The sequence below is a fragment of the Mycobacterium sp. D16Q13 genome, assembly GCF_002013375.1.
Classification (GTDB): domain Bacteria; phylum Actinomycetota; class Actinomycetes; order Mycobacteriales; family Mycobacteriaceae; genus Mycobacterium.
The window spans coordinates 76,464-89,608 of record NZ_MAEW01000021.1 but is presented as its reverse complement, the minus strand read 5'-3'; the positions used below and the strand labels follow the sequence as shown (position 1 = coordinate 89,608).

14 protein-coding genes and 1 pseudogene are annotated in these 13,145 nt (G+C 62.3%); 6 read left to right on the top strand and 9 right to left on the bottom strand.

Going from position 1 to position 13,145, the window contains the following annotated elements:
* Positions 1-160 precede the first annotated feature (160 nt).
* Positions 161-598: a PPOX class F420-dependent oxidoreductase gene (locus B4400_RS21270; RefSeq protein WP_078312644.1), complete on the top strand. Its 438-nt coding sequence runs from the start codon at positions 161-163 to the stop codon at positions 596-598.
* 50 nt (positions 599-648) lie between these two features.
* Here the strand turns inward: B4400_RS21270 and B4400_RS24490 are convergent, their stop codons facing one another.
* The 6 genes from B4400_RS24490 to ctaC all read right to left on the bottom strand — a co-directional run bounded on the left by B4400_RS24490 (position 649) and on the right by ctaC (position 6,179).
* Positions 649-1,533 carry a hypothetical protein gene (locus B4400_RS24490; protein WP_139361524.1) on the bottom strand — a complete coding sequence of 295 codons (885 nt, stop codon included), beginning with the start codon at positions 1,531-1,533 and terminating at the stop codon, positions 649-651.
* Complete coding sequence (locus B4400_RS21265) at positions 1,530-2,678, bottom strand: AAA family ATPase (RefSeq protein WP_078312643.1); 1,149 nt, start codon at positions 2,676-2,678, stop codon at positions 1,530-1,532. The genes B4400_RS24490 and B4400_RS21265 overlap by 4 nt, the downstream gene beginning before the upstream one ends.
* A gap of 318 nt (positions 2,679-2,996) precedes the next feature.
* A complete protein-coding gene (locus B4400_RS21260; protein ID WP_078312642.1) occupies positions 2,997-3,728 on the bottom strand; it encodes a DUF2561 family protein in 732 nt (243 codons plus the stop codon).
* On the bottom strand, positions 3,728-4,435 hold the full coding sequence (locus B4400_RS21255) for an MmpS family transport accessory protein (RefSeq protein ID WP_078356034.1): 708 nt from the start codon (positions 4,433-4,435) through the stop codon (positions 3,728-3,730). The genes B4400_RS21260 and B4400_RS21255 overlap by 1 nt, the downstream gene beginning before the upstream one ends.
* Before the next feature lie 238 nt (positions 4,436-4,673).
* A complete protein-coding gene (locus B4400_RS21250; RefSeq protein ID WP_078312640.1) occupies positions 4,674-5,093 on the bottom strand; it encodes a cytochrome c oxidase subunit 4 in 420 nt (139 codons plus the stop codon).
* 15 nt (positions 5,094-5,108) lie between these two features.
* Complete coding sequence (gene ctaC, locus B4400_RS21245; RefSeq protein WP_139360406.1) at positions 5,109-6,179, bottom strand: aa3-type cytochrome oxidase subunit II; 1,071 nt, start codon at positions 6,177-6,179, stop codon at positions 5,109-5,111.
* A 160-nt stretch (positions 6,180-6,339) separates the two neighbouring features.
* Here ctaC and asnB point away from each other — a divergent pair, with 160 nt between their 5' ends.
* Positions 6,340-8,268, top strand: coding sequence for an asparagine synthase (glutamine-hydrolyzing) (asnB, locus tag B4400_RS21240; RefSeq protein ID WP_078312639.1), 1,929 nt, complete (start codon positions 6,340-6,342; stop codon positions 8,266-8,268).
* On the opposite strand, the gene B4400_RS21235 is transcribed toward asnB, so the two are convergent.
* Complete coding sequence (locus B4400_RS21235; protein ID WP_078312638.1) at positions 8,265-9,236, bottom strand: carbohydrate kinase family protein; 972 nt, start codon at positions 9,234-9,236, stop codon at positions 8,265-8,267. The two genes, asnB and B4400_RS21235, sit on opposite strands and share 4 nt — an antisense overlap.
* Before the next feature lie 152 nt (positions 9,237-9,388).
* Between B4400_RS21235 and B4400_RS21230 the strand changes: the two genes are divergently transcribed.
* Positions 9,389-9,931 carry an Rv0361 family membrane protein gene (locus tag B4400_RS21230; protein WP_078312637.1) on the top strand — a complete coding sequence of 181 codons (543 nt, stop codon included), beginning with the start codon at positions 9,389-9,391 and terminating at the stop codon, positions 9,929-9,931.
* Here B4400_RS21230 and B4400_RS21225 read toward each other — a convergent pair whose 3' ends face one another.
* On the bottom strand, positions 9,932-10,297 hold the full coding sequence (locus tag B4400_RS21225) for a HesB/IscA family protein (RefSeq protein ID WP_078312636.1): 366 nt from the start codon (positions 10,295-10,297) through the stop codon (positions 9,932-9,934).
* A gap of 175 nt (positions 10,298-10,472) precedes the next feature.
* On the opposite strand from B4400_RS21225, the gene lpqS reads away from it, so the two are divergent.
* The 3 genes and pseudogenes from lpqS (at position 10,473) to B4400_RS21210 (ending at position 12,075) form a co-directional block, all read left to right on the top strand.
* A complete protein-coding gene (gene lpqS / locus B4400_RS21220; protein WP_078312635.1) occupies positions 10,473-10,913 on the top strand; it encodes a putative copper homeostasis (lipo)protein LpqS in 441 nt (146 codons plus the stop codon).
* 199 nt (positions 10,914-11,112) lie between these two features.
* Positions 11,113-11,640: pseudogene (locus B4400_RS21215) on the top strand (carbonic anhydrase); the annotation flags it as partial.
* A gap of 180 nt (positions 11,641-11,820) precedes the next feature.
* Complete coding sequence (locus tag B4400_RS21210; RefSeq protein WP_502688423.1) at positions 11,821-12,075, top strand: hypothetical protein; 255 nt, start codon at positions 11,821-11,823, stop codon at positions 12,073-12,075.
* A 3-nt stretch (positions 12,076-12,078) separates the two neighbouring features.
* Here B4400_RS21210 and B4400_RS21205 read toward each other — a convergent pair whose 3' ends face one another.
* On the bottom strand, positions 12,079-13,140 hold the full coding sequence (locus B4400_RS21205) for a glycerate kinase family protein (RefSeq protein ID WP_078312632.1): 1,062 nt from the start codon (positions 13,138-13,140) through the stop codon (positions 12,079-12,081).
* Positions 13,141-13,145: the final 5 nt, after the last annotated feature.

Below are 13,145 nucleotides of genomic sequence, written 5' to 3'. Positions count from 1 at the left end.
TCGTGGAAGCCGAGCACGAAGCGCACCACAAGTCGCTGCTCGCTCTGAAGGAGTACCAGGACGGCGAGCCGTCGACAAACGGTCACGGTCACTAGAAGTCAGCTCGACGATTGGGCCCCGCATACGAAAGTATGCGGGGCCCAATGTTTACCCTGGCTGTATGCAGGAGATGACGCGCGAGCAATGGTGGGCCTTCGCCACCGAGGGCACCCGCACCGGAATGCTCGGCCTGGTCCGGGCCAACGGCGCACCCATCGTGACGCCGGTGTGGTTCCTGCTGCACGAGGGCTCCGACGGCGATGAACTGATCTTCACGACGGGCACGGAAACCTTGAAGGGCAAGGCCATTCGGCGAGACCCACGCATCTCGCTGGCCGTCGACGACCAGCGGCCGCCGTACTCCTACGTCCAGTTCTCGGCGGAGGCGCGGCTGAGCAACGATCTCGACGAGATGCTCGAGTGGGCGACCAGGATCGGCGGACGCTACATGGGAGCCGAGCTGGCCGCGCAGTACGGCCGGCGCAATGCGGTTCCCGAGGAGTCACTTGTCCGGGCGAGAATCACCAAGGTGATCGCCCGCACCGGCATCGCCGAGTAGCCGGATACTCGGCGTCGAACGGCAGGCACTGTGCTCCTATCAACACGAGATCATACATTGAATGGATTCGTTAATCTGTTCCGCAGGTCTATGAACAACTGATTTTCATCAAGATCCAGCGGATCTATAGATTGCCTGAGTAGGTGCTCAACAACCGACGGAATAGCAAGCTCATTCTGCAGCCCAAGTAGCCTAATCAACAGCGGAGCTACATCGTGGCCGCGAATTCCATGCAAAGTATTTGGCGGAACTCTCTCCAGATGCTCCATGTAAAGATCAAAAAGTCGACCCACCTCTTCTTTGCCCGCACCGCTAATCGAGGCACGTAGTAGCTCACGCGCGTCTAGAGTTACATCACCATTGGTAGCTAATGACTTCTCGGCGAACTTTTTTACCAGTGAGTGCCCGCCAGCGTGGCGATGGAGAATGAAACGAATGACGTACAAGGCAGTCCACACAGGATTCAAAGTATCCAGAATTAATGAAGCGGATAGATCAGTTCTCGCACAAATTGAAAGAAATTTTGACAGGGGGCGATCACCTAAGGAATAAATCTCCATCGCCGCATAGTCTGTAGTCAACAAACTACTGGAATCCGGCATGGGTTCAAAAAGTTTGAAATCACCATCCACTATACAAGTCAAAGTTGGCTGCCTAGTACTCCATCTATCGAATTCATGAGCCAAAGCAATCACCCTGCCTCTGGCGCCAATATCCTGACCGACCTTCTTTACGGCCTCGCTAGGGATCTCAACGCGATCATCAACCGCATAAACACGAACATTGCGCATTGAACACTGCGCCAAGTACCAGCGAAGCAATGCGGCATCATCGCGCCCCTCTACCACCACATCGCGGAAGTGAGGTCGTATCTCGTAGAGCGTCCGCAACTCTTCTAGTTGTCGGCGTGTAGTCGAACGGAAATCGTTCGTCATTGCCGAACGAGCTGCACCAATGCTTCAGAATGCGAGCTCATCATTTCGATTGAATGGGTCGCAATGAAGAACTGCACATCCGTTGACATCGTGAGGCTAGTTAGAGTGTCAAGAATATTCCTCTGCCATTCAACACCCAAACTGAGCTCCGGTTCGTCGATAATCAATAGCCGTGAGTCTTCGCGCGCAAGCAGGGTCGTACTCAAGAGCGTGAGTAGCTGTCGTTCGCCAGAGGATAGTGCCTCGACATCAAGCTCGTCTCCGGCAGACGAAACAACCCAAACACCCCTTCCTGGCGTAAAATGAAGTTGTTTGTCCTGAAAGAAGCTATTCATTCCGTCAACAAAAGCATGCAGAAGATCGTGCGCATTTCTCAGGGCCTCATACTGGGCTCGCAGACTGGAAACAAAGGGTGATACGACTCGATTCACTAGGTCTTCAAGTTCCGGACGGTCCGCTTGTTGAATTAATTCACGAAATTCATCGACATCAAATCTCGGAACGAGTTCATATGTTTCGTATGTCGGCGCCATAGACGCAATCTTTTCTAGTTCGTTAAGCAATACGATCTCGGACTGTACGTCAGGTTCGGCACCCTTACCCGGTTCAACCATGCGACGTAACACGTTCATGTAAATTGCATTGCTGTTCGCCGAACCGGTACTCTGCCCGCCAAGAGTAAGTCCCTTTAGATAGTCGCTTACACGCCTGACCGTGGCCCGTAATTCAATGCCAGCCAATCTCGACAACCTGCCATCACTAACTCGATCCCGCTCATCACCCCGCGAAAGCAATGCTCTAATTCTTTCAATATCAGGGTCATCGGAGTAGAGGCTCCTGTCATCAGCCAGATACAGCGGGGTTCTCACCGCTTTCGCAAGAAATCCGAGATATTCTTGCTCGGCCTTCAATCCCTCATTGTGTTTACTGTGAATGTCAAAATTCTGCCCCATACGTATGTTACGTAGGAATGCTTCATTCAACATCAATGATCCGACGCCGGAGGACGGAGCAATTGCACGGAGCGACTCATCCACTTCATAAGAAGCAACTATGTCAGGTTGATCGGGACGGCTTAAATGTACTGAGAAACCGCCGACAAGAGAATTGTTCTTCGATACAACTATTCGACTTCCATCAGCCATCCTTATGATGAAGTCTGAGAATGGTGTCCTAGCAAGAAATGTACGGTGACCTCGATCATCAGCCGCACTGAGGGTGTGCCATAACAACCTCAAGAGAGTGGTTTTGCCGGAACCGTTGTCACCGTGCAGCAATACCAACCTACTCGGTCGTCTATTAACGGACGGCACCGTGATCTCATACGAAAACCTCCCGAAGAGGTTCTTTACAGCGATACTTTCAATCAGCGGCGTAGTCAACCTGACTGTCACTCTGACATCCTCTCATGACGACGCGGCATCTCCCGTTTTCGCATTCCAGTGAGGGGAAACCGCCTTAATTCAGGAGGACGCCCCCGACGCGCCGAGCTCACGCAGCTTTTTGAGGGTCAGCCACGGAATCACGCCCATCGCGCAGGTAATCACTCCACCGAGCACGAACGCGACGATGGCGGCGGTCTCACTGTCCACCGCCAGCAGGTAGGTACCGGTGACCACCGCCAGCAGTGCCAGACCGATCCCACCAGCGATCCCCACCGTGGCCCGCAGCCACAGCCGGTCGGCCGCTGCCGATTTCGACGCCGCCTCGGCGGCCGCCCGGTATGCCGGCGACCCGGGCCCGTTGTAATCCTTGGGAGCAAGGCTCACGGGGTCCACGAGACCACCGAATGTCTTGAGCTTTTCGGTCGAGGCCTCCGCAGGAGGCGGGCCTGACGGCACGCTGCGTCCACCGGAGGCATTGGCGCCCTTCGGCTTAGGTGCTGCTGTTGATGGGCCACGCTTCGTGGGCCGGGTCGCCGTCTTACGGGCGCGCAACAGCAGTGGCACGGCGCCGATGATGACGGCAAGCGACACCCCGATGACGATGTAGATCCCCCACGAGCTGCCAGCGGACCCTGTTGAGTCCTCCCCCACTCCAGTCATCACAACGATGGCGCCGACCAACATGCCGACGAATGCCAGCCAGATCACGGCGCACAACCCGATCAGCATCCGGTCGACGGACTCGGGAGAGGATCGCCGCACCGGTCCGGCAAGTGCCTCCAGCGGCTTGGCCAATCGACCCGCTGGCATCAGCAGGTTGCCTGGGCCGAGTTGTTGTTGTTGGAGGACAGCACCTGACCGTCACTGGTGGTGATCGTGCAGTTGAGCTGGCTCAAGCGCAGCATGCTGCTCGCCGATACCGAACCAATCTCCGAGTTGGAGATCGGGGTGACGGTGATCGACCACGGGATATACGCATTCGGCGCCACCCGGGTACGCCCTTGAGGGTCGATGTAGGTGATCGTGATGCGGTCGAGCGGCGCCTTGGAACCCGTCACCGCGTACGTGATCTGCCGCGGCTGGGCCGGCGTCGTGGTCGTCGGGGGCGGAGGAGGCGGCGGCGTGGTGGTCGTGATGATCTCGTTCCACGGCGTCGTGCTCGGGGTCGGCGTCACCGAGGTGCTCTTGGCGGCTCCAGTCGTCTCGTCCGAGCGCCCGGCTACCAGCAGCGCGACGGAGGCGACCAGGGTGATCGCGGCGATGATCGCCGCCACCCCGACGACCCACGGCCACCGCGGCGGAGGCGGCTCGTCGCCATCGACCAGCTCGGTGTCGTATTCGTCGTACGGCACGTACGGGCTGGTGAATTGCTCGGATTCGGGGGCCGAGTACGCCTGAGAATGAAACGCGGCGGAATCCGCCCCGGAAGAGTCAGCAGCCGCGGCGTCCGCATTCGGACCGTCCAGATCCGGAACTTCCCCGGGAGTCCCCGACCCTGGGTTGTCCGTCCCACTCATCTACACAAGTTCCTTTTCGTCACTTCCCGCTCCCCGGCGGGCTACCTGCCTGAGGCGCCATGGCAACGATAGCCAAAGCCATCCGGGGCGACGAAACCCGACGGCCGCAAAAACCAAACTGACCACCGGATTGTTATCGAAAACGTGAGAGTGCACACGGAGATGTCACACCAGTCACGGGAGTCTCGCGGCAAAGCACGAGCACGACCGTGAGACACGGCGCGAAAGACACGATGAGTTAGTGCTTCTCTGGCCCGACGTGGTACTCGAAGACCAGACCGGCGACCGCGCTGAGCACGAACACCGCACCGGCGGCAATCAGCCACGGCAGCCACAGCGCCACACCCACAGCGGTGGTGGCGGCGGCCAGCGCGATCATGATCGGCCACCAGCTGTGCGGGCTGTAGAAGCCCAGCTCTCCGGCGCCGTCGGCGACCTCGGCGTCCTCGTAATCCTCGGGCCGGGTGTCCAGGCGCCGAGCCACGAAGCGGAAGAAAGTCGAGATGATCAGCGACAGACCCGTGGTCATCACCATGGCAGTGGTTCCTGCCCACTCCACACCGCCGTTGGCGTACAGGGCGGTGAGTACCGCGTAGACCACGGTGGCCAGGGCGAAGAATCCGGTGAGGATCTCGAAGAGTCGGGCTTCGATATGCATTCTGCGCTCCCTCGCCTAGTTCTTCGCCGCGTTGTTGTCCGCCGGCGCGAGCTCACCGCGGCGGCCATCGAACGGTCTGGTGGTAATCGAGACCGGTGACTGCCCGATCGACGCCAGCGCCTCGGCGTTGGTCTTACCCGCCTTGCGCGCTTCCAGATAGAACTTGAAGTCATTGGGGCTGACCACGCGCAGCTCGAAGGCCATCATCGAGTGGTACGTGCCACACATCTCGACGCAGCGACCCACGAACGCGCCTTCCTTCAGGATCTTGCTGACCTGGAAGACGTTGTCGGAGTTGTTGGCCTTGGGCTCGGGCATCACGTCGCGTGTGAACAGGAACGGGACCACCCGGAACGAGTGGATGACATCGGCCGAGGCCAGCTGGAACTCGACGCTCTTGCCGCTGGGCAGCACCAGCACCGGGATCTCCGAAGAGGTTCCGACGGTCTCGATCTTGTCGAAGTTCAGGTAGGTGCGGTCCTCACGGTTCAAGCCGCGCACCGGGCCGACGATCTCCTTGCCGTGCGCGTCCTTGCCCTCGGGCTTGGAGCTCATGGCCTTCTTGCGCTCCGGATCGGCGCCCTCGTAGTTGAGGCTGCCGTCCTTGAACGCGACCTTCTGGTAACCGAACTTCCAGTTCCACTGGAAGGCGGTCACGTCGACGACGACCTCAGGGTTCGGGTCCTTGTGCATGACCTTGTTCTGCACCACGACGGTGAAGTAGAAGAGCACCGCGATGATCAGGAAGGGCACCACCGTCAGGATCAGCTCTAGCGGCAAGTTGTATCCGAACTGGCGCGGGAACTCGGTGTCGCCCGGCTTGTGCCGGTGGAACGCGACGGTCCAGAAGGTGAGGCCCCACACGATGACGCCAACGACCAGCGAGGCGACGACAGCCCAGGTCCACAGCGGGGCCATGTAGTCGTGGGCCTCCGGGGTGATGCCCTCGGGCCACCCGAACCGCAGCACTTCCTGGACGCTACAACCGCTGAGCAGGAAGCTCGCCGCGCCCAACAGCACCGCAGTGGCCAGCAAGGACGGCCGTGAGCCGGACCGTGCCCGAGCCTTTTCGCCCACGTGGCTCATCGGTGACGTCACGTTTTGCAGCCTCCTGTTTCGGTCCAGAATCCATCGCTGACCAGTGGCAGCAATCGAATACTACGCAGCGTAGACCACGCGGTCGCATCAGGGACGCGACGGGGCCGGTGTCGGGACCATGGTCCCGTGATGTTGCATACTTGGCCGCGTGTGTGGACTGGTGGCGTGGCTGGGACCGCCCGGGTCTTCCCTCGAATCTCATAGCCCCGCGGTAGACGCGGCGATGGTGCATATGCGCCATCGCGGCCCCGATGAACCCGGGATTTGGCACGACGAGAACGTACTCTTCGGCTTCAACCGGCTTTCGATCATCGACATCGCGCATTCACATCAGCCGTTGCGCTGGGGACCGGCGGACGCCCCCGACCGCTACGTGCTGGTCTTCAACGGCGAGATCTACAACTACCTGGAGCTGAGGGAAGCGCTCAGGTCCGATTACGGCGCCGTTTTTGCCACCGAGGGCGACGGTGAGGCGATCCTGGCGGCCTACCACTTCTGGGGTCCGGACGCGCTGCACCGGCTGCGCGGCATGTTCGCCTTCGCGATCTGGGACACCGTGGAACGCGAGTTGTTCTGCGCGCGAGATCCTTTCGGCATCAAGCCGCTATTCATGGCGACAGGCCCTGGCGGCACCGCACTGGGCAGTGAGAAGAAATGCCTGCTGGATCTGGTGGACCAGCTGGGCATCGGGACCGAGCTGGACCTGCGCGCGCTGCAGCACTACACGACGCTGCAGTACGTTCCGGAGCCCGAGAGCCTGCACACCGAGATCAGGCGCCTGGAGTCCGGTTCGTATGCCCGCATCTCCCCCGGCCAGGAACCACGCGTCACGCGCTACTTCCCGGCCCGGTTCTCCGTCACGCCGTTCACCCGCGCGACCCGTCAGGCCCGGTACGACGAGATCACCGAGGTGCTCTCCGACTCGGTAGCCAAGCACATGCGGGCCGATGTCACGGTGGGATCGTTCCTGTCCGGCGGTATCGACTCGACGGCCATCGCCGCGCTGGCGATCCGGCACAACCCGAAACTCATCACCTTCACGACCGGCTTTGAGCGGCAAGGCTATTCCGAGGTCGACGTGGCGGTGGAGTCAGCCGAGGCAATCGGCGCCCGGCATGTGGTGAAGGTGGTCAGCCAGGAGGAGTTCGTCTCCGCGCTGCCCGAGATCGTCTGGTACCTGGATGATCCGGTGGCGGATCCGTCCCTGGTACCGCTGTTCTTCGTGGCCCGGGAGGCGCGTAAGCACGTCAAGGTGGTGCTCTCCGGCGAGGGCGCCGACGAACTCTTCGGCGGCTACACGATCTACCGGGAGCCGTTGTCGCTCAAACCTTTCGAATACTTGCCCGGCGCGCTGCGACGTGGTGCCGCGCGGCTCTCCGCCGCGATCCCGGACGGGGTACGCGGCAAGAGCCTGCTGCACCGTGGGTCAATGACGCTGGAGCAGCGCTACTACGGGAACGCTCGTAGCTTCGATGACGAACAGCTGCGCGCGGTGCTGCCGCACTATCGCCCGGAATGGGGTCACCAGGACGTCACCGCCGCCCTCTACGAGCGATGCGCGGGCTGGGATCCGGTGGCGCGCATGCAGTATGTGGATCTTTTCACCTGGCTGCGCGGCGACATTCTGGTCAAGGCCGACAAGATGACGATGGCGAACTCGCTGGAGCTGCGAGTGCCATTCCTGGATCCCGAAGTCTTCAAGGTGGCCTCGCAGCTGCCTTACCGCGAGAAGATCACCCGGGAGACCACCAAGTACGCGCTCCGCAAGGCACTGGAACCCATTGTGCCGGCTCATGTTCTGCACCGGACCAAGCTCGGCTTCCCGGTACCCATCCGGCACTGGTTCGTCGACGGACTACTGCACGACTGGGCCCGCGAGATGCTGGCGACCACGCAGGCTGGACACCTGATCGATGTGCCTGCCGTCGGCCGGATGCTCACCGAGCACGCCGCCGGGGTCAGCGATCACAGTCGCAGGCTGTGGACGGTGCTGATCTTCATGCTGTGGCATGCGATCTTCGTCGAGCAGTCGGTGCGGCCGAACATCCAGGCGCCGCACTACCCGGTGCAGCTCTAGAGAGCGGCACCGATCTCGTCGGCTGCTTCCTGGCCATACGCATCGGCGAGGCGGGCCCGCGCATCATCGTGCGCCCATACCCATTCCTGGGTGCCGACAGTTTCCAGAACCAGCGTGGCCACAAGCGATCCCAGCTGTGCCGAACGCTCCAGGTTCAGGCCGGCGCTGCGACCGGTGAGGAATCCGGCACGCCATGCGTCACCGACACCGGTCGGGTCGACCTGCCCCTTCTCCGGGACCACGCCCACCTTGAGGGACGTGCCGTCCTTCTCGACGATCTCGACGCCGTTGGGGCCCAGGGTTGTGATCCGCAGCTCGACACGCTCACGCACGTCGGCCTCGGTCCACCCGGTCTTGGACAGCAGCAGATCCCACTCGTAGTCGTTGGTGAAGAGGTACTTGGCGCCACCGACGAGTTCGCGGGCCTGCTCGCCCGAGAGCCGGGCCAGCTGCTGCGACGGGTCGGCCGCGAACGGCAACCCCAGGCTGCGGCATTCCTGCGTGTGCCGGAACATGGCGTCGGGGTCGTTGGCTCCAATGATGACCAATTCCGGTGTCCCGGCGCGCGATACGACATCGGCAAGCGAGATATCGCGGGCTTCGGACATCGCACCCGGGTAGAAGGACGCGATCTGCGCCATGTCCTGATCGGTCGTGCAGACGAAACGCGCGGTATGGGCGGTTTCGGAGATCAACACCGCGTCGCAGTTGACGCCGTGACCCTCAAGCCAGGATCGGTACTCGGCGAAGTCCGCACCCACGGCACCCACCAGAGCGGGCTTGCCACCAAGCACACCGATAGCGAATGCGATGTTCCCCGCGACGCCACCACGACGGATTTCCAGATCGTCCACCAGGAAGCTGAGGGACACCTTCTGCAGGTGCTCGACCAACAGCTGTTCGGAGAACTTCCCGGGGAAGTTCATCAGGTGGTCGGTCGCAATGGATCCGGTGACGATGATGGACACGCGTGAGACCCTTCGTAGGATTCGGGCAGATTGGGTAGGTCGAGAGACAACCCCAGAAGCTTACCTAGCGTAACTGTTCGGGTAGTTGTATCCGATTGCTAGCCTGGATTGTTGGGGAGTGAGAACCGGGGAAACGAAATTCAGGAGAGTCCATGGCTGAACCAGGTTATTCGACGGTGCCCTACCCTGGTTTGCCGCCCATGCCGCCTCCGGTCGACTACCCCGAACGGAAGCGCAAGCTGCCCTCATGGCTGGCGCCGGCCGCCGTGGTGGCGGCGCTGGTGGTGCTGGCACTGCTGCTCGGATTTCTGACCAAGAATTCGGGGGTATCCCACCGGCCCAGTGAAGCGAAGATCGAGCAGACCATCCAGGGCTACCTGGACGCGATGGCCAAGCTCGACATCGTGACGCTGGCACGCAACGCCGGCTGCGGCCTGTACGACGCGGTGCGCGACAAGGACACCGACGACTCGATTGTGCGCGCCAACGCTCAACAGTTTGTGGCGACGTTCGGAACAGCGACAGTGAAGTCGATCGACAAGGTCGTCTACTTCTCCGAGTACCAACTCAAGGTGTTGTTCACCGCGACGAGCCAGAAGCGAAAGGACGCTCCACAGGGGCAGGCCGAGCTACTGATCAACGAGGGCAAGATCTACGTCTGCTCCGCGTACATGCGCGGAGCGAACGCGTTCTGATCAGTTGAAGGAATCGCCGCAGGCGCAGGAGCCGGTGGCGTTCGGGTTGTCGATCGTGAAGCCCTGCTTCTCGATGGTGTCGACGAAGTCGATCGAGGCACCCTGGATGTACGGGGCACTCATCCGGTCCACGGTGAGCTTCACACCGTCGAACTCGCTGACGAGGTCACCGTCGAGGGTGCGGTCATCGAAGAACAGCTGGTACCGCAGACCCGCGCAACCACCGGGCTGGACGGCGATGCGCAGCGACAGGTCGTCACGCCCTTCTTGATCCAACAGCGCCTTGGCCTTGATGGCGGCGGCATCGGTCAAGACGGCACCATGGGTCTCGGTAGAGGTGGCAGTCGATTCGTCTTGCACAGTCATGTGGGATCTCCCCTGCGTCGAAGCTCTCGGGTGGACGTCCGTATCGGAAACGTCTAGTGACCTCAACGGTACCTCGTCTGCGGCTATTCCTACATCTATGCCCTAGCCCATATGGCCTCGCCCTGTGCCGCAGATACCCGTAGGGGGTATCGCCCGATTGTGCTACCGTACGTCCATGGCGATTCGCGCGCAAGGTCGCGCCCGACTCGCGCTGGTGGTGTTGTTCTTCGGCATGGCCGTCGCGCTGCCAGCCATGCTGCATTGCGTGCCCGGCGACGAGCATCCCAGCCCCCTCGCCGCCCATCACCTCAGCCTGGCCGCGTCCACCACAGCCGACTCACCGACGGCGGGTCGCAGTGCGGCAGTCGATCATTCGCACGCTGACAATGCCGTGCGCGCCGCCCTGTGCCAAAGCGTTGACGGACTCGCTGCGGCATTGCGTGGTGACAACGAACTGCGGGCGCTGGCAGCGTTCATCGCGGCATGTGTAGTCGCGGCTCTTGCCGTGTCGCCACATTTCGGCCTCTCCCGCGACCCGCCGTGGCGAGTCACGAAAGCGGCCTCACCCCGGTCAGGGCGCGTGCTGCTGACCGATCTGTGCATCATCCGACGCTGATCTGCATATCCAGGCCTTCGAATGAGGCCATTCCGGCGGCCGTTCACAGCGGCCCACCGCTGGTCGCGGCCTACCACCGCCGCCCACGTCCACGATTTGTCCACTTGGCCAGCACATATGCATGCGCCTGCACACCGTTTCCCGATTGGGGCTACCCGCCATGACCTCGTTCTTCGACTCACACCACGCCGAGCACTCCAACGCGCTATATCTAGCCTGTTCAGACGGGCCAGTCGTGCCCAACACTGCCAGCACGAACATCAGTGGCGACCTGTTCACCGTCCGCAATGTCGGGAATGTGGTGCCCACCGACCCCGCGGACGCCTCTGTCGATGCCGCCCTGGACTTCGCCGTGAACCAGCTTCAGGTGCGCTCGATCGTGGTGTGCGGACACTCACACTGCGGCGCGATGAAGACACTCCTGTCCGAATCGATCGACGCGCCCACCAGCCCCCTATGCCGGTGGCTCGACTTTGCACGCGAGACGCTGATCGCCTACCGCGACTATCACGTGGCCCGGGTCAGCGCGGCCGCCAGCGGTTTGGACGATGCCGACCAGCTCGCCGTGGTCAACGTTGCCATTCAGGTTGAACGGCTTGTGCGCCACCCGATTCTGGTGGCCGCGGCGGTTTCGGGGCGACTGCGCGTGACCGGGACGTTCTTCAGCGACACCGACGCCCGCCTCTATGAAGTCAGCACCAACGGGCTTCTCGCGCCGCACGGTTAAATACCTTGCCCCGTATATCAATTCGGCGCAGATGGATGTTTGCATGTGATTTGACGCATATTCATCACTATACCCCCCTGGGGTATAGTGATGAATATGCAACGTCGCAGACATCATCGCCAGCACAGGACACCGGGTTCGCGCGCGTCGAGGGGAGCCAAGTTCTCCGCCGCAGCGGCCATGGCAGCCAGTGCCATGACGTTGCTGGCATGGGCCACACCGACTCTCGCGAACGCGCACAACATCGGCGGTGGCGGCAATACGGCCGACACCGTGCAGCATCTGCAGGGACACGGCTATTCAGTGCAGTTGAACGGCACCGCGGACGCACCGCTGTCTCAATGCGTCGCCACAGATGTCACCGGAGTCCCCAGTGATGAAACAGTTTTCACGACCGTCTACGTGACCGTCTCCTGCCGCGCCCACACCAGCTGACGGCTAGCCGCGTGACCAGTCACGGGCGATCTGGGCGGCCAAGCCGGCCAGCTGACCGGCCGCGTCGTCCATGGCCAGCTGCACAGAGCCCGCGAACTGGGCGATCGATTCGGCCCGCGCGATACCCGCCTGCTCATACTCGGTGGCCGTGAGCGCCACCTGCCCGGCCAGCACCAGCACCCGGGCGCCAGATGCCGCGGCGCGGCTCGCCACCGCTCCGGCCACCTTGCCGTGCAAGGTTTGGTCGTCGAACTTGCCTTCGCCGGTGATCACCAGCTCGACCCGAGCGATCGCAGCATCCAGGCCGGTGTGCTCGGCGACGATCCGCGCCCCCGACTCACGTCGCCCGCCCAGAGCCAGAAGCGCCGCCCCGATTCCGCCCGCGGCGCCTGCTCCGGCGAGATCGCGCACGGAGCGGCCGGTTCCGGCCTCCATCTCGGCGACCCACCCGGTAAGCCTTTCCTCCAGGCGTGTGACGGTCTCCTGGTCGGCTCCCTTCTGCGGGCCGAACACCGCGGCCGCACCACGGGGGCCCAGCAGCGGATGCTCGACATCGCTGGCGACCACCAATTCGGTGGTCGCCAGCCGCCGACGGGCAGCGTCGATCCCGCCAAGACCCTCGATGAGCCCCGCACCCCCGTCGGTGCAACTGCTGCCACCGAGGCCAACCACGATCCGGGTGGCTCCACCATCGAGAGCCGCGGCGATCAGCTGCCCGACCCCGGTGCTGTGGGCACGCCAGGCGGTGTCGGCCGACGGCACGCGCCCCAGCAGCGGCAACCCACAGGCCTGCGCGCACTCGATGTAGGCGGTCATTCCATCGAGTAACCATCCCGCGTCGACGTCATCGTCCAGCGGGCCGCGCACCCGCACCGCGTATCGGTGCGCCGACGGCAGCTGCGCCGCCAGCACGTCAACGAAGCCAGGGCCCCCGTCAGATTGCGGGCTGAGGATGAGAATGTCGTCGGGGCGAGCCCGCCTCCAACCGTCCGCGATGGCGCTCGCCGCCTCGGTGGCGGTGAGCGTGTCGCCGAAGCTGTCGGGCGCCACCAGAATCTGACTCATTCGCG

Bases quoted from the DNA above. Each gene is read 5' to 3' on its own strand.
- B4400_RS21255 (WP_078356034.1), bottom strand. From the start codon at position 4,435: ATGAGTGGGACGGACAACCCAGGGTCGGGGACTCCCGGGGAAGTTCCG.
- B4400_RS21270 (WP_078312644.1), top strand. From the start codon at position 161: ATGCAGGAGATGACGCGCGAGCAATGGTGGGCCTTCGCCACCGAGGGC.
- B4400_RS21250 (WP_078312640.1), bottom strand. From the start codon at position 5,093: ATGCATATCGAAGCCCGACTCTTCGAGATCCTCACCGGATTCTTCGCC.
- B4400_RS21265 (WP_078312643.1), bottom strand. From the start codon at position 2,678: ATGGCTGATGGAAGTCGAATAGTTGTATCGAAGAACAATTCTCTTGTC.
- lpqS (WP_078312635.1), top strand. From the start codon at position 10,473: ATGGCGATTCGCGCGCAAGGTCGCGCCCGACTCGCGCTGGTGGTGTTG.
- ctaC (WP_139360406.1), bottom strand. From the start codon at position 6,179: ATGAGCCACGTGGGCGAAAAGGCTCGGGCACGGTCCGGCTCACGGCCG.
- B4400_RS24490 (WP_139361524.1), bottom strand. From the start codon at position 1,533: ATGACGAACGATTTCCGTTCGACTACACGCCGACAACTAGAAGAGTTG.
- B4400_RS21205 (WP_078312632.1), bottom strand. From the start codon at position 13,140: ATGAGTCAGATTCTGGTGGCGCCCGACAGCTTCGGCGACACGCTCACC.
- B4400_RS21230 (WP_078312637.1), top strand. From the start codon at position 9,389: ATGGCTGAACCAGGTTATTCGACGGTGCCCTACCCTGGTTTGCCGCCC.
- B4400_RS21260 (WP_078312642.1), bottom strand. From the start codon at position 3,728: ATGCCAGCGGGTCGATTGGCCAAGCCGCTGGAGGCACTTGCCGGACCG.
- B4400_RS21210 (WP_502688423.1), top strand. From the start codon at position 11,821: ATGGCAGCCAGTGCCATGACGTTGCTGGCATGGGCCACACCGACTCTC.
- B4400_RS21225 (WP_078312636.1), bottom strand. From the start codon at position 10,297: ATGACTGTGCAAGACGAATCGACTGCCACCTCTACCGAGACCCATGGT.